At 63.9% G+C, this 17,211-nt stretch carries 12 protein-coding genes; 1 reads left to right on the forward strand and 11 read right to left on the reverse strand.

What is annotated here, in order from left to right:
• Nucleotides 1-2: 2 nt before the first annotated feature.
• The 8 genes from GO707_RS07930 to GO707_RS07965 are packed head-to-tail and all read right to left on the reverse strand — an operon-like array spanning nucleotide 3 to nucleotide 10,390.
• Entirely contained in the window at nucleotides 3-1,742 is a 1,740-nt protein-coding gene (locus GO707_RS07930; protein WP_114540179.1) for a hydrogenase large subunit, read from the reverse strand.
• Entirely contained in the window at nucleotides 1,742-3,319 is a 1,578-nt protein-coding gene (locus GO707_RS07935; protein WP_114540180.1) for a hydrogenase 4 subunit F, read from the reverse strand. The genes GO707_RS07930 and GO707_RS07935 overlap by 1 nt, the downstream gene beginning before the upstream one ends.
• A gap of 3 nt (nucleotides 3,320-3,322) precedes the next feature.
• The gene (hyfE, locus tag GO707_RS07940) at nucleotides 3,323-3,979 is read right to left on the reverse strand and encodes a hydrogenase 4 membrane subunit (RefSeq protein WP_114540181.1); all 657 of its coding nucleotides are present in this window, start codon (nucleotides 3,977-3,979) and stop codon (nucleotides 3,323-3,325) included.
• A 9-nt stretch (nucleotides 3,980-3,988) separates the two neighbouring features.
• Nucleotides 3,989-4,915 carry a respiratory chain complex I subunit 1 family protein gene (locus GO707_RS07945; protein ID WP_114540182.1) on the reverse strand — a complete coding sequence of 309 codons (927 nt, stop codon included), beginning with the start codon at nucleotides 4,913-4,915 and terminating at the stop codon, nucleotides 3,989-3,991.
• A 9-nt stretch (nucleotides 4,916-4,924) separates the two neighbouring features.
• Complete coding sequence (gene hyfB / locus GO707_RS07950; RefSeq protein ID WP_114540183.1) at nucleotides 4,925-7,015, reverse strand: hydrogenase 4 subunit B; 2,091 nt, start codon at nucleotides 7,013-7,015, stop codon at nucleotides 4,925-4,927.
• Nucleotides 7,016-7,609: a 4Fe-4S dicluster domain-containing protein gene (locus GO707_RS07955; protein ID WP_114540184.1), complete on the reverse strand. Its 594-nt coding sequence runs from the start codon at nucleotides 7,607-7,609 to the stop codon at nucleotides 7,016-7,018. It lies immediately after the preceding gene.
• A gap of 37 nt (nucleotides 7,610-7,646) precedes the next feature.
• Complete coding sequence (fdhF, locus tag GO707_RS07960) at nucleotides 7,647-9,821, reverse strand: formate dehydrogenase subunit alpha (protein ID WP_022739002.1); 2,175 nt, start codon at nucleotides 9,819-9,821, stop codon at nucleotides 7,647-7,649.
• A 20-nt stretch (nucleotides 9,822-9,841) separates the two neighbouring features.
• The gene (locus tag GO707_RS07965; RefSeq protein WP_022739000.1) at nucleotides 9,842-10,390 is read right to left on the reverse strand and encodes a 4Fe-4S dicluster domain-containing protein; all 549 of its coding nucleotides are present in this window, start codon (nucleotides 10,388-10,390) and stop codon (nucleotides 9,842-9,844) included.
• 519 nt (nucleotides 10,391-10,909) lie between these two features.
• Here GO707_RS07965 and GO707_RS07970 point away from each other — a divergent pair.
• The gene (locus GO707_RS07970) at nucleotides 10,910-11,581 is read left to right on the forward strand and encodes a type II toxin-antitoxin system RelB/DinJ family antitoxin (RefSeq protein ID WP_114540185.1); all 672 of its coding nucleotides are present in this window, start codon (nucleotides 10,910-10,912) and stop codon (nucleotides 11,579-11,581) included.
• A 111-nt stretch (nucleotides 11,582-11,692) separates the two neighbouring features.
• On the opposite strand, the gene aspS is transcribed toward GO707_RS07970, so the two are convergent.
• From aspS to GO707_RS07985, 3 genes are all read right to left on the reverse strand, one after another.
• Entirely contained in the window at nucleotides 11,693-13,474 is a 1,782-nt protein-coding gene (gene aspS, locus GO707_RS07975) for an aspartate--tRNA ligase (protein ID WP_114540186.1), read from the reverse strand.
• A 172-nt stretch (nucleotides 13,475-13,646) separates the two neighbouring features.
• A complete protein-coding gene (acnA, locus tag GO707_RS07980) occupies nucleotides 13,647-16,307 on the reverse strand; it encodes an aconitate hydratase AcnA (protein ID WP_157012728.1) in 2,661 nt (886 codons plus the stop codon).
• 18 nt (nucleotides 16,308-16,325) lie between these two features.
• The gene (locus GO707_RS07985; RefSeq protein ID WP_114540188.1) at nucleotides 16,326-16,928 is read right to left on the reverse strand and encodes a HEAT repeat domain-containing protein; all 603 of its coding nucleotides are present in this window, start codon (nucleotides 16,926-16,928) and stop codon (nucleotides 16,326-16,328) included.
• Nucleotides 16,929-17,211 lie beyond the last annotated feature (283 nt).

Below are 17,211 nucleotides of genomic sequence, written 5' to 3' on the forward strand. Positions count from 1 at the left end.
GCCTACCACCCCTTCCCGGAAAGAGGCGAGTGCGTGCGGCGGCGGCAGTAGCCCTCGAGCTGATCTTTGGTGAGCACGGTGGACGTCTTCTTCTTGACATCGACCACCGTCACGCGATCGGTGCAGGAATAGCACGGATCCATGGAACCCACGATGATGGCGGCGTCGGCCACGGTGTTGCCGCGGAACATGTAGCGCAAAATCGGCCAGTTCGAGTACGTGGCCGCCTTGGCGCGCCAGCGATAGCATTTCTGGTTGTCCCCCACCTGAGCCCAGTGCATGTCTTCGCCGCGGGGCGCCTCGGTGTAGCCCAAGGCGAACTTGTGCGGTGTGTACTGCCAGTCTTCCGTTTGAATGGGCCCGGACGGCGCTCCCTCGAGCAGCTGCTCGATCATATCCAGGGAATCCATAAACTCCTCCACGCGCACCAGCGTGCGGCTCTGCACGTCGCAGCCGTCGTGGCTGCGCGCCGACATTCCCACGAGGAACTTGTAGCCGTCGAAGGGATGGTCGAAACGGACATCGCGGGCGATGCCGCTGCCGCGAACACAGGGCCCCACGGGGCTGAAGTCGCGGGCCACCGCCGGGTCAAGCCTTCCGATGCCGGCCGTGCGCGACTCGAAGTTGGCCGTGGACACGAGCATGTCCACGAGCGCCTCCACCTCGTGCCGCAGCTCCCGCACGTACTTGATCGTGGCGAGCTTCTGCTCGTCCAAGATGTCGCGCCGCACGCCGCCGATCAGGTTCAAGCCGTAGGTCTTGCGGGCTCCGGTGAGCAGCACGGCCAAGTCCATGGTCTTCTCGCGAACCCGGAAGAAGTGCTGGAATCCCGTATCGAACCCGCAGTAGTGGCACACCAGCCCCAGGTTCAGCAAATGAGAGTGCAAACGCTCGACCTCCAGCAAGATGGAGCGGATGTACTGGGCGCGCACGGGCACCTCGATGCCCTGGGCGTGTTCCACCGCCTCGGCGTAGGCCACCGAGTGGGCGTTGCCACAGATGCCGCAGATGCGATCCGCCAGAAACGTCACGGCGTCGTAGTTCAGGCGGCTCTCGGCCACCTTCTCCATGCCACGGTGCACGTAGAACAGGCGGTAGTCCGCATCGATGATGTCCTCCCCTTCCACGAACAGGCGGAAGTGCCCCGGCTCGTCGGAGGTGATATGCAGAGGGCCCATGGGCACCTCGGTCGTCTCCTCGGCATGGCCCTCGTAGAGAAACGAGTAGTTCTCCACATCGGTCACGGGAGCCGGGCGCTTGCGGTAGTCCATGGAGTCCTTGCGCAGCGGATACAGATTATCGGGCCAGTCGTCCGGCAGCACGAGCCGGCGCTCGTCGGGGAGCCCCATGGCGCGCAGGCCGAACATGTCGAAGGCCTCCCGCTCGCTCCACACGCAAGCGGGAACCCGCGGGGTCACCGACGGGTATTCCATGGAATGCGGATCCACCTCGGCGCGCACCACCACGAACCCCGGATCGCTCTCCTCCATAGAGAGCAGGTAGTACAGGGCGTAGCAACCATGCAGCGGACGCTCGTCGTTGGCCACCATGTTGGGCAGCCAGCCGCCGCGGCCGTAGTACAGAAACTCCACCACATCGGGCAGCATATCGGTGGGCACCGTAATGGTCACCTGATCGGCGGCCTGCCACGTCGCATCGAGCACCGCGCCGGGAAAGGTGTCCCTCACGGCCTGAACATGGGTCTCGCCCACGCGCAAAGGCGACTGCTTCTTCGTCGTCATTACTCGAACACCTCCTCGGGGGTATCATCGAAAGCCAAAGCCGCCAGGGCATCTTCGAACAAGCTGCCGGAAGAGAGGCCCTCTTCCTCGTAGGACATGACAATGGCGCTGGCCTCTTCAATGGAGCCGGCCAAGGGCCCCGGCAGCGCCACGCCGAGCAGCACCACCAAAGCGAGGAGCACCACCTCGGGCACAAGCGCCAAAGCGGGCACGTCGCCGCGCTTCACGCCCTCGGGCACGCGCCCCAGCGCCGATCCGGTGATCATGCGCACGAGCGCCATAATCACCACCACGAGCGCCACGAGCACAAGCGCCACGGCCCACCAAACTTCCGCGGCCACGCCGGCGAGAACCATGAACATCTCGCTGACGAACATGGCAAAGGGAGGGAAGCCCGCCAAAGCCAGGCAGCCGGCCGCGAACAGCACGCCGGTCACCGGCGCCACCGAAATGATGCCCGAGATCTTCGCGAGGTCGCGCGTGTGGTACTTCATCATCACATTGCCGGACAGGCAGAACATGAGGGCCTTGGTGAGGCCGTGGGCAACGCAGTGCACGAGCCCGGCGATGATGCCGAGGGGGCCGCCGATGCCGAAGCATACGGCGATGAGCCCCACGTTCTCGCACGAGCTGTAGGCCAGCTTGCGCTTGAGGTCGTTCTGCTTGTACACCTCGAAGGCCGCATAGCACACCGACAGCACGCCCAGGATCATCATGACCGTCTGGGGGAACGTCGCGCCCACATTGGCCGCCGTCAGAATGTAGAAGCGCAGCACAATGAGGATGGCACATTTCAAAAGCACGCCGGAGAGGAGGGCCGACACCGGGCTCGGCGCCTCGGAGTGGGCATCGGGGAGCCACGTGTGCATGGGGAACAGGCCCGCCTTGGTTCCAAAACCGATGGCCGCGAATACGAACGCGATCATCATGAGGGACCGGTCCATGAACGGCGCGTTGGGAAGGATGGCTGTCCAGAACACCGCCTGGTGCGGATCGGCCATAATGTCGGCGGCGTTCGCATAGACGAGCAGCGTCCCGAACAAGCCGAAGGCCACGCCAGCCGTGCAGACGATGACGTACTTCCAAGCCGCCTCCAGGGCGAGTTTCGTGCGGTACACACCGACGAGAAACACCGTGGAAAGCGTCGTGGCCTCCACCGAAACCCACATCATGATGATGTTGTTGGAGGTGACGGCGAGAATCATCGAGAACACGAACAGACTGAAGAAGGCATAGTACTGCTTCACCTGGGAGGGCCCGAGTTTGCCCTCGGCCACATCGTGGGCCACATAGGGCAGCGAGTACACGCCCGTGCAAGGCGCGATGACGGCGATGAGCCCCAAGAACAGGGCGCTGAGGCCATCGAGATGGAACCACTCCCCCAAAGCGAAGATGTCGCTGCCCGCAAAGGCGGCCACCACAAGCGTCAGACCCGCTACCGCGACGCCCGCCAGGGAGAGTACGTGAAGAGTCTCGTAGGCGCCGCGGGGAGTCGATTTCGCTGGCAGCACGGCAATGAGCAGCGCCGCCGCCAAAGGACAGCCCAAAAGCACCAGAAGTAACATTGAGTAATCCATGGCTTATCCCTTCAGCTCGCAGAGGTCGTCGGCGTCAAGGGTGTGCGCATAGCGCGCCATGCGCCACACGAGCACCGCCAAGATAATCACCGCGAAGATGGCGTCGGTGGCGACGCCGATCTCCACCAGCTCCGGCGCCTGAGGCGCCAGAAGCGCGAGCGTCACATGGGAGCCGTTCTCCATCAGGCAGTATCCGAAGATCTGCTTGAAGATGGAGCGCTGGATAACGATGCAGGTGAGCCCGATGAAGAAGTGCGCGAGCGACACGGCCAGCGTGGGCTTGACCGCCGCAGCCGTGGGCAAATCGATGCCGGAGACGGCCACGAAGCAGACGAACACCTCCACGGCCACCAGCGCCACCGACTTCATGGGGTTTAGCTTCGGCGGAAGGTCCGCCTCGGCGTCGTCGCCAATCTTCTTCAGCGTGAACAGCAGGATGGCGGGCACGAGCACCACCTTCGTGGCGAAGGCCGTGGCCGACCAGGTGAACAGCTCTGTCGAGCCCGTGACGGCGCCGAGCGAAGCGAGCACGCCAACGAGCACCAGGGACTGCAGCGAGTACAAGAAGGCCGCCGCCCGTCCGGTGCGGGCGAGCACCACCATCATCGAGGTGATGATGAGGCAGGCGCCGAGCACATTGACTAATGGGTAACCGAACATATTCACCACCTAAATTCCAATGACGAGGAACACGAGGGACAGCGAGGCAATCCCCACGACGAACCAGGTGTAACGGCCGAGATACTTGTAGCGCACGCGCATGACCGCGTTCTCGATCACCGAGGCGACAAGGAACACCGCGAGCACCTTGCACGCGTAGGCCACCAGGCCGCCGAGCAGATCGAGAGGAGACGCCGTGGCCGCCGCGCCGAAGGGCAGAAAGATCGCCACGAACAAGCTCGCCACCACGAGCTGCTTGAGCGAGACGCCCAGCTTCATCATGGCCAGCGACGGACCCGAGTAGGCGGCCAGAGGGCCTTCCTGAATCTCCTGCTCCGCCTCGGCCAGATCGAACGGGAGCTTTCCCGTCTCGATGTAGCAGGCCATGGCGCAGGCCACGCCGGCCACGACGACGGCCACGAAGGGGCATGCCGTCAGATTGGCCACCGATGAGGCCATAAGCCCCACGTTGGTCGAGCCCGCGGCCACGGCCATGACAAAGAGCACCAGTATGAGCGAGGGCTCAACCAGCACGCCCACGAGCAGCTCGCGCACACCGCCGATGGCCGTGTAGGAACCGGCCGAGTCGATGGAGGCCAGGGCGAACATGAAGCGCGGAAGGGCCATGAGGTACAGAATGGTGATGATGTCGCCGAGAATAGGCACCGGGCACGCCTGAGTCACAAGCGGAAGACCCGCAGCGAGCAGGATGAACGAGCCCAAGAATATCGGCGGCGCAAGGCGGGAGACAATGCTGCTTCCGCCCTCCTTCACCTCGCAGCGGCGCCACAGCTTCGCCAGGTCGTAGTAGTCCTGCAGCACGCTCGTGCCCGTACGGGAGTGCATCTTCGCACGAATCTTGCGGGTGATGCCGGAAAGAAGCGGGGCGATGGCGACCAGAAGGATGGCCTGAAGTATCGCGATAATGATAGTCATGGCATCCCCCTAACGTACCAGGATGATGAGCGCGAGGAAGAACACCAGCGCGCCGACGATGTAAACGATGTAGGTGCGGAAATCCCCGCTCTCCATGCGGCCGAACCAGGCGCCCACATCGCTCACGATGGAGAGCACCGAGTTGGAAAGCGCCGGAGCGTGCCGCTCGGCTGGAGCGATGCCGACCGTCCGGTCGCGATCGTAGCGCGAGGCCACAGCGCCGGTCGCCACGGGGGCGGCGGGAGCCTCTTCGGCATCGGACTCAAGCGCGCGGGCGATCAAGCGGGCAACCGCCTGGCCGGCGCGGTTCACGCCGTAGCGAAGGGCGTAGAGCGGCCCCATGAAGGTCTTGACGTTCGCGCCCACCGTAGAGGCGAGCGTCTCCATGGACAGATCCGCCTCATAGCCGCACGCCCACGTGCTCGGGTCGCTCTTCATGCCGCCCTTCCGATTGGCGGCATTGCGCACCAAGGCGCACAGGGCGATGACAACGGCCATAAGAGCGGCCATGATGAGCGGCGAGACTACCGAGACCGTGTCCAAGGACACCAGTGTCGCGCCCTCGACCACCGGCAGAGACGGCGCCGCGAGCATCGAGCTCGCGATGGAGCTGATAACGGGCGCCACCCAGGCCGCGCCGAGTCCCAGAGCGATGCAGGCCACCGTGAGGATGACCATGGCGATGGTCATGGGAGCCGGCACCTCGTGGGCATGCTCGGCCGCCTCCGAACGGGGACGGGCGAGGAACGTCACGCCGAAGGCTTTCACGAAGCAGGTGACCGCCAGAGCGCCGGTGATGGCGAGGGCCACCACGGCAAAGGCGAAGACGATGCGCATGAAGATGCCGCCGTCCATGGCCGCCCCAATGAGTCCCTGGTAGGTGAACCACTCGGACACGAAGCCGTTGAGCGGCGGGATGGCCGAAATGGCGAGGGAGCCGATGAGGAAGCACACCGCCGTGATGGGCATCACCTTCGCCAGGCCGCCGAGCACCTCCATGTTGCGGGTGCCCGTGGCATGCAGCACGCTGCCGGCGCCGAGGAAGAGCAGGCCCTTGAACATGGCATGGTTCACCAAGTGATAGAGACCGGCCAGAAGCCCGATGGCGGCGAGCCAAGGCAGATCTGCGGCCCAGCCGTAGATGCCCACGCCGACACCAAGCAGGATGATACCGATGTTCTCGACGGAGTGGTAGGCCAGAAGACTCTTGAGGTCGTGCTCTCCCAGAGCATAGACCACGCCGAGCACCGAGGAGACGGCGCCGATGACGATGACGAGCACGCCCCAACCAACTTCGCCGCCCGCAGCGCCGAGCAGATCGAAGCACACCTTGCAAATACCGAAGATGCCGATCTTGATCATGCCGCCGGACATGAGCGCACTCACGTTGGAGGGCGCCGCCGGATGGGCCTGGGGCAGCCACGAATGGAAGGGCACCATGCCCGCCTTCGCCCCGAAACCGAAGAAGGCCAGCGCGAAGGCCAGCGTGGCGATGCCGGGGGCGAACGCATGGGTGCGGAACGCCTCGAACTCGAGCGAGCCGGTGGCCGAGGCCATGGCGAAGAACGAGCACGCGATCATCAGAAAGCCGATGTGGGCCATGATGAGGTACAGAAAACCGCCCTTGAGCGACGCTTCCGTCCGGTCGATGATGACGAGCACGTAGGACGTGAGCGACATCAGCTCGAAGAACACGAGGAACCAAAAAGCGTTGTCGGCCAGGATGACGAGGTTCATGGAGGCGATGAACAGGTTCATGAAGAACCCGATGACGCCAATGCCCGCCTCGTAGTACTCATCGAAGTAGGAAAGCCCGTAGAGCCACGCCACGAAGGCCAGCGCGGCGATGACCGCGATGAGAAGGCCCGCCAGCGGATTCAGCAAGAGCGTGAAGTTCGTGAAGGGCATAGGCCCGATCCAGCTGGCGTAGGTAGCCGTCTGGAACAGCGCGCCGATGCCGCCGGCAAAGCTTAAGGCCGCTGCCCCCATGCCGCCGACGCAAGCGATGGTCTTGGAAGCAGCGCGGGCCTTCGACGCCACCAGCGACAGTACGCCGGTGGCGCAGGAGAGCCCGAGGGAAAGCAGTATCAGTTCCAACATTTAGGCCTCCTTCAAGTTCGTCGTTCGACCCATCATGATCTGGTTGGCCGCCACGGCGGCGCGCATCTTGTCCTTGCGAACGCCCGCGAGCGTCGTGGCATCGCGCACGTAGAGCGCCTTGGTCGGACACGCTTCGACGCAATGGGGCTCCTCGTCGGGGCCCAAGGTGGAGCACAGGTCGCACTTGACGGCGCAGGTGTAGACGCCGATGCTCCAAGCCAGCAGAGGCGATGTGCCCCGCGGCTGAGTGGGAGTGGGATAGGAGATGCCGGCAACGCCCGCCGTGGACGTGCCCGAGGGATGGATGGCGCCGAAGGGGCACACCACCGCGCACAACTTGCAGCCTATGCAGGTCTGCTCGTTCACGACGATGGCCTCTTCGGTGCGCTTGATCGCATCCACGGGGCAAACCGCCAAGCACGGCGCCCCCTCGCACTGATGGCAGGTGACGGCGGCCGTCACCTGCGGGGTAAACGTCAGTGCGAGACGGGGCTCCGCCTGCAGCCCGGCCACACGGTGGCCGTGGCTGCAGGCGGCAAGGCACGTGCCGCATCCAATGCACCTATCCGGCTCTATGGCGATGAAAGTGTTCATCAGAGTCCTTTCGGAATGAGTGCGGTAGCGAGACGCCCTATTGAGCGGCGGGCGCGACGTTCTGAGGTGCCGCCTCCGCAGCCAGGCGATCTTTCATCGCGCTGTAGAGCGACTGCATATGGCGCTCGGCCCACACCTGGTCGTCGATGCAGTGCACCTCGCAGGCGGAGTACTTGTCCTCGGGCGTACCGGACAGCGGGTCGGTCACATGCATGGTCAGGTCGTTGCACTTGCCGATCCACCATTGGTAGGTCATGTAGACGGCGCCCTTGTTGATGCGCTCGTCCAGCTTCGCGCGCGTGATCACCTTGCCGCGGCGCGAGCTCACCCAGACCAGATCCTCGTCCTTGACGGTGCGGGCGGCGGCATCGGCGGGGTTGATGTGCACGTAGCCCGGCTCGTCGGCCAGCATCGAGAGCACCTTGCAGTTGCCGGTCATAGAGCGGCAGGAGTAGTGCCCCACCTCGCGCACCGTGCACAGCACGAGCGGATAGGCGTCGTCGGGCATCTCGGTGGGCTCCACGAAATCGTGAGCCATGAGAATGGCCTTCTTGTCGGCGGTGTTGAACTGGCCGTTCTTGTAAAGCGTCGGAGTGCCCGGGCATTCCAGCGTCGGAATCGGCCACTGGGCATGGCCCACGCCGGCCATCTTCTCGTAGGTGGCGCCGTAGAAGTTCGGGCACAGCGAGCGCATCTCGTCCCAAATCTCCTGGGTGTCCTCGTAGTGCATGGGATAGCCCATGCGGGTCGACAGCTCGCTGAAGATCTGCCAGTCGTGCTTGCACTCGCCCTTGGGCGGCACGGCAGCCGTAAAGCGCTGGAAGGTGCGGTCGGAAGCGGAGAACACGCCGTCATGCTCGCCCCAGGACGTGCCCGGGAACACCACGTCGGCCAAAGCCGTCGTCTGAGTCATGAAGATGTCCTGGCTGATGAGCAGCTCGAGGTTCTCCAGCGTCTCCTTCATATCGGCGGAGTCGGGCTCAGTCTGCAACGGATCCTCGCCGAAGTTGTAGAAGGCCTTGATCTTACCCTCTTTCACGCCATGGGGCAGGTCGGTCAGCTTGAAGCCGGGCTCGGCGGGAAGCTTCCCCTCCGGCAGACCCCATGCCTTTTCGAACTTGGCGCGGGCCTCGGGGTTCTCCACCTTCTGATAGCCGGGAAGCAGGCTCGGCCACATGCCCATGTCGCAGGAGCCCTGGACGTTGTTCTGGCCGCGCACCGGAGCCAGGCCGGCGTTGTCGCGGCCGATCTGGTTCGTGACGCAGGCAATGGCGGCGATGGTGTGCACCGTCTTCACGCCCTGGCGCTGCTGGGTGACGCCCATGCCCCAGCCGATAATGGAGTTGGGGGCCGTAGCGTACATGCGGGCGGCCTTGCGAATATCGTCGGGGCTGCAGCCGCAGATGTCGGCGACCGACTCCGGCGTGTAGTTCTTGATGGTCTCCCACCACTCGTCGAAGCCGTTGGTGTGGGCGTCGATGAAGGCGCGGTCGTGCAGGTTCTCGCTCACGATAACGTTGGCGAACGCATTCATGAAGGCGAGGTTGCAGCCGTTCTTGATCTGGATGTACAGATCAGCGATGCGCGCCGTCTCAATGGAGCGCGGGTCGACGACGATGATCTTGGCGCCCTTCTCCTTGGCCTTCACGATACGGCGGGCGACGATCGGGTGCGAGGCCGAGGGGTTGTAGCCGAACAACATGATGAGGTCGGCGTTCTCCATGTTGGGAATGGAGACGGACATGGCGCCGGAGCCCACGGTGTCCATAAGGCCGATGACCGAGGGGCCGTGGCAGGTGCGGGCGCAGTTGTCGATGTTGTTGGTGCCCACGCAGGCGCGGGTGAACTTCTGCATGACGTAGTTGGCCTCGTTGCCCGGCCCGCGCGAGGAGCCCGTGAGCATAATGGCGTCGGGGCCGTACTTCTCCTTGATGGCCATGAGCTTTTTGGCCGTGAAGTCCAGCGCCTCGTCCCAGGTGACGCGCTCCAGCTCGCCGCCCTTCTCGCGGCGGATCATCGGATGCAGGATGCGCGGCGTGAGAATCTTGGTGTCGTTGATGAAATCGAAGCCCGACAGGCCCTTCAGGCACAGCTCGCCCTCGTTGGTCACGCCATCGAGGCCCTCGGCGCCGATGACCATGCCGTCGTCCACGATGAGATTGAGCTTGCAACCGGCACCGCAGTACGGGCAGACGGCCATGTGCTTTTCCATAGTGCAATTCCTCCTTGGGGCTAGTTGAGATCGGTGTTCAAGGGCACGCTCGAGAAGGCGCCCGAGGCCACGGCGGCCCTCATACGGCGCTGACGCTGGCGGTCGGCCAGCTCCTCCTCGTCGACGACCATAAGACCTCCGGTGGGGCAGGCCTCCACGCAGGCCGGGCCGCCCTCGCGGTCGTAGCACAAATCGCACTTGACAAGGGATGCCTTGGGAGCGCTTTCCACCGTAAGGCCGCCGAGCTTGGCCGCGCCCTCCTGGGAGACGACCTCCACGGCTCCATAGGGACAGGCGAGCACGCAGCTGCGGCAACCGATGCAGCGCTCCTGCTTGACGGCCACGCGGGCGCCATCGAAGTATAGCGCGCCTTCGGGGCACGATGCCACACAGGGCGCGTCGGCACAATGGTGGCACACGATGGGCGCCGAAATGGTAAGGGTGGTGATGAGATTCAATCGCGGCTTGGGAACGTCACCCGGCACACTGTGCTTCAGAAGACAGCCCGCCATGCAGGTCTGGCAACCAATGCACAGGCCCGGGTCGGCAATGACGAATTTGGAACCCATGTAGATCCTCCTACGCTCTTCTCGCGCGACAGCCGCAAGGCCGTCGCTGGCATGATTCCGCGCCCTGCCGTTGCCTCCCCTATCGTCGGATCGGCCCAAGCACGGAGCGGCGGCTCGCTTCACCCAACAAAGACGCGCGCCTCCTGACGCTGCGCAACGACTTCCCGGCGCTCCGGAATCGCCGGGAGTGCTCTTTGCGCACCCCTCAAAATGGACGCAGGTGTCCCCTGCGGTAAAGCCGTAGCAAAGGAAAAAGATATTAAGTCGGACAGCTAGTGCCTCTCGAAGATGTCACGGCCGTTATACGCCCCTCGAAAGTGTTTCGCAAGAGTGAATTTTGGCTTTTTTCAAATTGGAAATAAGGGACAGCTTGGATGAGCCTTCTTCTATTTGTAGTGTATTTGTACTACACTATATTCCATTTCCCAGGGGTTTCTTTATGAAGTTGGTACAAAACCCCCGAAATAAGCCTCTTCTCGCTACCGAAGAGGCCGCAACGGCGCTACCCAGGAGGCTCCCATGGCCAAGCACGCAACCATGCAAATTCGCATCGATGAGGATCTCAAAGAACAAGCCGACCGCCTCTTCGAGGCCCTTGGCCTCTCCCCCTCCGAGGCCGTGCGCCTCTTCGTGGCCCAATCGGTTATCGAGCGACGGCTCCCCTTCACGCCGCACCTCAGCAAAAGCGAGGGGGGCACGTCGGCTTTCGGCAAGCTGCGCCATTACGCCAACCCCCACCTTACGGGAGACGAGCGCGCCGCATGGCTCAAAAAGCAGGGGGAGAACACGGGCGACGCGCGCTTTCGCACGACAACCGTCGCCGACCCCGCCACAACCATCGTGGATGAAACCGTCCTCTTGCACTACCTGCTCGACGACGAGCCGCGACCATCGGCCAAAGCGCGGCGCCTGATCGCCTCCGGATGCGCCCAAGCTTATCCGGAAACGGCGGCGCTCACCGTCCAGCTGCTCGAGGAGGACTACCGCGTTCCCCGATCGCTCATCGGCACCGTGATGGAGCTTCTCGCCGACGACGTCTCCTTCCAAGACGGCGCGACCGTCAGATTGGCCGCGCGCCTTTACGCCGGCAACCGCCTCTCGTTCACCGCTTGCCTCATTGCCGCCAGAAACGTGCTGACGGGCTATCCGGTGGAGACCTTCAACAAGCAGCTCTCCAACATCACCCGATAGGCCTCTGTTCGCCGCCAGAGAAGAATCGACTGCTCACAAAAAGGGCGCCCACCCCAAAGGGCAGGCGCCGTGCAAAACAGGTTGTCGCATCTGCGCGAGCTCGCTGCGCGCTTACAGGATGCGCAGGCTCACGTCCTTCAGCTGACGGCCGGTGACGGCACTCGGAGCGCCGGTCATGGGGTCGCTCGCGCTGCTCGTCTTCGGGAAGGCGATGACATCGCGGATGGAGTCCTTGCGGGCCAGAAGCATCACGAGACGATCCAAGCCCAGGGCGATGCCGCCGTGCGGCGGGGCGCCCAGCTCCAGCGCGCGAATGAGGTGGCCGAACTTCTCGTCGATCTCCTCATCGGTCAGTCCCACGACGCGCAGGATGCGGCGCTGCTCCTCGGCGTTGTGGATGCGGATGGTGCCGCCGCCCACCTCGAAGCCGTCCATGACCAAGTCGTAGGAGTAGCTGCCGCAGGCCAGCGGATCGCTCTCGATCTTGTCCAGATCCTCCTTCAGCACATGGGTGAAGGGATGGTGCTCGGCAGCGTACTTCTTCTCGTCCTCGTCGTAGCGGAACATGGGGAAGTTCACGACCCACAGCAGCGCGTGGCCCTCGCGGGGGATGTTCATGGCGTCAGCCATGTGCAGGCGCAGGGCGGAGAGCACCGCGTTGGCGATCTCGGGCTTATCGGCCGCGAACAGCAAAAGGTCGCCGGGCTCTACTTCCATCTCGGCCTTCAGGGCCGCCCACTCCTCGTCGGTGAAGAACTTCTTGATAGGGCTCTTCTCCTGGCCATCGGTGGTGAACGCCACCCAGGCCATGCCCTTGGCGCCGTTGGCCTCGGCGATGCTGGCGAGCTTCTCCACCTCGCCGCGGGACCAGTCGCCGGCACCCTTGACGTTGATGGCCTTCACCACTCCGCCGGACTGGGCCACGCTCGCGAACACCTTGAAGCCGGTGTCCTTCACAATGTCGGTGATGTCGTGAAGCAGCATGCCGAAGCGCACGTCGGGGCGATCGCAGCCGTACAGGCGCATGGCGTCGGCGTACTGCATCTTCTGCAGCGGGAAGGCGACGTCGGTCACACCCACGGCCTTCAAGGTCTCGGCCATGACACCTTCCATCATGTCGCACACATCGTCGCCCTCGACGAAGGACATCTCGATGTCGACCTGGGTGAACTCGGGCTGGCGATCGGCGCGCAGGTCCTCGTCGCGGAAACAGCGGGCAATCTGGTAATAGCGCTCCACCCCGGCGCACATGAGCATCTGCTTGAACTGCTGGGGACTCTGGGGCAGGGCGTAGAACTTGCCCGGGTTCGGACGCGACGGCACGATGTAGTCGCGGGCGCCCTCGGGCGTGGAGTTCGCCAGAATCGGCGTCTCGATCTCCAGGAAACCACGCTCGTCCAGGGCCCGGCGCATGGCCTGGGTCACCGTGTGGCGCAGCTTCAGGTTGGCGAGCATCTCGGGACGGCGGATGTCCAGATAGCGCCACTTCATGCGCGTGATCTCATCGGTCTCGATGCCATCCTCAATGGAGAAGGGCGGCGTCACCGACGTGTTCAACACCTGTACCGCATTGGCCAAAACTTCGATCTCGCCCGTGATCATGTTCGGGTTGATCGCCTCCGGTGCACGCTCGCGCACGCGCCCGGACACCTTCAGCACGTACTCGCGACCCAAGTGCTCGGCCGCATGGAAGTCCTCCTCGCTCACGCAATCGGGATCGACCACCACCTGGGTATAGCCATCACGGTCGCGCAGGTCGATGAAGATGAGGCCGCCGTGGTCGCGGGTGTGCCACGCCCAACCGCACAAAGTCACCTCTTGGTTCACATCAGTCGCACGCAGCTGTCCGCAGGTGGCGGTATGCATGCAATATTCGTTGCGGAAGTCTTCCATAGTCGTTTCGTTGCTCCTAGGGGTCAAAAATCACGTGCCCGTAATCGTACCGCATTGCAGGCGCGCAAGCTAGCTTTCAGCGCGTTCAGCAACGGAAAAGCGCACAGACGGCAGCAAAAAGCCCCCGTCGCTCTCGCGCAGCGACGGGGGCTGAGCAATGCACGATCAGTTCTTATCCTTTGATCAGATCGCGCAGCACGTACTGGAGGATGCCGCCATTCTCGTAGTAGCGGCCCTCCGTGGGCGTGTCGATGCGCACGATGGCGTCGAAGGTCACGACGCCTCCATCGGGCTTCTCGGCCGTCACCTTCACGACAGCCGGGCTCGGCAGCCCCGCCGAGAAGTCGATGGGCGCCACCGTGATGGTCTCGGAGCCGTCGAGACCCAGCGTCTCCGCGTTTTGCCCCTCGATGAACTGCAGCGGCAGGATGCCCATGCCGATGAGGTTGGAGCGGTGAATGCGCTCGAAGCTCTCCGCGATGGCCACGCGCACGCCGAGCAGCATCGGGCCCTTGGCCGCCCAGTCTCGGGACGAACCGGAGCCGTACATCTTGCCCGCAAGGACTGCCGCCGGCGTGTCAGAGGCGGCGTAGTTCTCGGCGGCATAATACAGAGGCGTGATCTCACCGGTGGTAAAGTCGCGGGTCCAGCCGCCCTTGCGGCCGCAGGCCAACTTATTCTGCAGCTTCACGTTAGCGAAGGTGCCGCGCATCATCACCTCGTGGTTGCCTCGACGGCTACCGTAGGTGTTGAAGTCGGCCGGAGCCACGCCATGGGTCTCCAGGTACTCGGCCGCCGGCATGTCCGGCGCGATGGCACCGGCCGGCGAGATATGATCGGTCGTGATGAAGTCGCCGAAGTTGCCGAGCACACGAGCGCCCTCGATGGCATCCTGGCCCGACACCTCGCGGGTCATCCCGTCGAAATAGGGCGGGCGGCGCACGTAGGTAGAGTCATCGTCCCACGCGAAGGTGTCGCTCGGCTCGGCGCCCAGGGCCTGCCACGCGGCGTCGCCCTCAAACATGTTTGCGGCGCCCTGCTCGTACAAGTCGGCCGTCACGAACTCGTCCACAAAAGCGGCCACCTCGTCGGCGGCGGGCACGATGTCGGCGTAGAACACGGGATTTCCCTCAGCGTCCGTACCAAGGGGATCCTTCTCCAGATCGATGTCCATGGTGCCGGCGATGGCGTAGGCGATGACGTTGGCCGGCTGCATCAGGTAGTTCTGCGACACGTCCGGTGAAATGCGGCCCTCGAAGTTGCGGTTGCCCGACAGAACGCTGGCCAGCTCGATGTCGTCGGCCACGGCATGCATGGCCTCGGAGAGGGGACCCGAGTTGCCAATGCAGCTCATGCAACCGAAACCGCAGGTATAGAAGCCCAGCTGGCGCAAGGGCTCAGTAAGCCCCGCCCGCTCGAGCAGAAGCTCGGTGGCGCGGCTACCGGGAGCCAAGATGGTCTTCACCCAGGGTGCCGGCGCAAGCCCGCGCTCGGCGGCGTTGCGCGCCATGAGGCCCGTGGCCAGCATCATGGCCTGGTCGGTGGCCGTGGTGCAGCTCGTCACGGCGGCGATGGCAATGGCTCCGTGGGTCAGCTCGTAGTCCTCGCCGTCAACTTCCACATGCACCGTCGCATCGTCGAGGCCGCGCTCGGCGCAGATGGCGCGGAAGCGCTCGCCGGCCTTGGCGAGCGGAATGCGATCGTGGGGGCGCGAGGGGCCCGCCAGAGAAGGTTGAACCGTGGAAAGATCGAGCTCGATCACCTCGGCATAGGTGCGCGGCGCCGCCTCGGGATCATTCCAGTAGCCCTGGGCCTTCGCGTAGGCTTCAACCAGAGCCACCTGCTCGGCGCTGCGGCCCGTGAGGCGCAGGTAGTCCAGGGTGCGGTCGTCCACCGGGAACAGCGTGCAGGTGCAGCCGTACTCCGGGGTCATGTTCGAGATGCAGGCGCGCTGGGTGGCGGAAAGCGCCGCCACGCCGGGGCCGAAGCATTCCACAAAGCAGCCCACCACACCGCGCTCGCGCAGCATTTGTGCGAACGTCAGCGACACGTCCATGGCCGACACGCCTTCGGACAAGTCGCCCGTCAGCTTCACGCCAATGACGCGGGGCACAAGCGTCGTGATGGGTTGGCCCAGCGCGGCCGCCTCCGCCTCGATGCCGCCCACGCCCCAGCCGAGCACACCGATGCCGTTGGCCGTGGGCGTATGGGAGTCGGTGCCCACAAGCGTGTCGAAGTACACCACGGGCGTGCCATCGGCGCCGGTAAGGCCGGCGGGAGACTCCATGACCACGCTGGCGAACTTCTCGATGTTCAGCTGGTGGCAGATGCCCTGTCCCGGCGGCACGATGCGCACGTTCTCGAAGGACTCCTGGGCCCACTTCAAAAAGTCGTAGCGCTCGCCGTTGCGCTTGAACTCCAGCTTCATGTTCTCATCCATGCAGCCGTCGCACCCGGCCACATCCGCGATGACCGAATGGTCGATGACCAAATCGCACGGTACCTGCGGGTTGATCTTCTTCGGATCGCCGCCCAGATCGGCGCAGGCCTCGCGCATGACGGCGAAATCGACAAACACCGGCACACCCGTGAAGTCCTGGAACAACACGCGCGCCGGCGAGAACTCCACTTCCTCGCCCGTCTGGCCCGCCAAGCCAGCAGTTACGATGCGCTCGGCCATGGCCTGGGCCTCTTCGGGCGTGCGCCCGCAGCGCAGCGCATTCTCCAAAAGCACGGTAAGGGAGTAAGGCAGCTGCGCCGCCCCCTCTATCTCGCTCACCGGGTAATAGGTGTAGGCCCCATTGCCCACCTTCAAAGAAGCTTCAAAGCTCATGTATCAATCTCCTTGGAACTAAGCTACATTCTCGATGATCTGAGCGGCACGGCGCTTGAGCATGCCCTTGCCGTTCTCGGCATCGAAGCGCATACGATCGGCCAGGGCGCTTTTCACAGACCCGTCCAGCTTCCCCTGGGAGAAGTCGATGACCGCCAGAAGCATATCCTGGAATTCCAAATCGCCGTGATAGCACTGGATGCCCTCGTCGATGAGAGGCCATACTTTTTCCGAGCGTTTCTCGGTCGTCGCACCCAGCTTGCACAGAAAGCGCATGGCGGCCAAACGCAAAGGACCGCTGTCCTCGTCGAACAGGGCCGCCTCGGCGCCGGGGATGGCCTTGTCGCAGGGCCGAGAGTCGAAGGACACGACGTAAGTCAGCGCATCAAGACATTCCCAACGCGTCTGAGCCTCAGGGCGCTCCAATGCGTCGACGAGATCGGACGCGAAAGGCACGAGTATTTCAGGATTCTCAGCAGCCACGCCTGCAATGACCTTCGCTGCCTGCTGGCGGCCGCGGCGGCTCCCATCGGAAAGAGCCTCCACCAACTCCTTCAGCTTCGCCGAATCCTTCAGCGCCTCCTCAACGCGCTTCTTATCTTCAGGGGTCTCTGAACTCAAGGGAAACCTCCCTTTCCTGACGAGCCCTTCGGCTCTGTCATCGACGCCAGTTTTCCAGAAAACATTATACGCGTCCTTATATTTTCAAAGAAAGAAGCCGTTCCCATTTCACGGTTAAGGGCGCACAAAAACAAAAAGACGCCCGCATGGGCGTCCAAATAATAATATAGTTTTGTCGCACAGGCTCGCCCGAGGAAGTCGGCGAGGGTCCGGCAGGCGCCCGGAATCGCCCCGCCTCGGGGCCGAGCGGCCTCCGCGCCGCGCCGAGCCCCGAACAAGGGGC

This window comes from Adlercreutzia rubneri (assembly GCF_009755265.1).
Classification (GTDB): Bacteria; Actinomycetota; Coriobacteriia; order Coriobacteriales; family Eggerthellaceae; genus Adlercreutzia; species Adlercreutzia rubneri.

Excerpts from the sequence above, each read along its gene's own strand:
- hyfB (WP_114540183.1), bottom strand. The coding sequence starts at position 7,015 with ATGTTGGAACTGATACTGCTTTCCCTCGGGCTCTCCTGCGCCACCGGC.
- aspS (WP_114540186.1), bottom strand. The coding sequence starts at position 13,474 with ATGGAAGACTTCCGCAACGAATATTGCATGCATACCGCCACCTGCGGA.
- acnA (WP_157012728.1), bottom strand. The coding sequence starts at position 16,307 with ATGAGCTTTGAAGCTTCTTTGAAGGTGGGCAATGGGGCCTACACCTAT.
- GO707_RS07930 (WP_114540179.1), bottom strand. The coding sequence starts at position 1,742 with ATGACGACGAAGAAGCAGTCGCCTTTGCGCGTGGGCGAGACCCATGTT.
- GO707_RS07965 (WP_022739000.1), bottom strand. The coding sequence starts at position 10,390 with ATGGGTTCCAAATTCGTCATTGCCGACCCGGGCCTGTGCATTGGTTGC.
- GO707_RS07935 (WP_114540180.1), bottom strand. The coding sequence starts at position 3,319 with ATGGATTACTCAATGTTACTTCTGGTGCTTTTGGGCTGTCCTTTGGCG.
- fdhF (WP_022739002.1), bottom strand. The coding sequence starts at position 9,821 with ATGGAAAAGCACATGGCCGTCTGCCCGTACTGCGGTGCCGGTTGCAAG.
- GO707_RS07970 (WP_114540185.1), top strand. The coding sequence starts at position 10,910 with ATGGCCAAGCACGCAACCATGCAAATTCGCATCGATGAGGATCTCAAA.
- GO707_RS07945 (WP_114540182.1), bottom strand. The coding sequence starts at position 4,915 with ATGACTATCATTATCGCGATACTTCAGGCCATCCTTCTGGTCGCCATC.
- hyfE (WP_114540181.1), bottom strand. The coding sequence starts at position 3,979 with ATGTTCGGTTACCCATTAGTCAATGTGCTCGGCGCCTGCCTCATCATC.
- GO707_RS07955 (WP_114540184.1), bottom strand. The coding sequence starts at position 7,609 with ATGAACACTTTCATCGCCATAGAGCCGGATAGGTGCATTGGATGCGGC.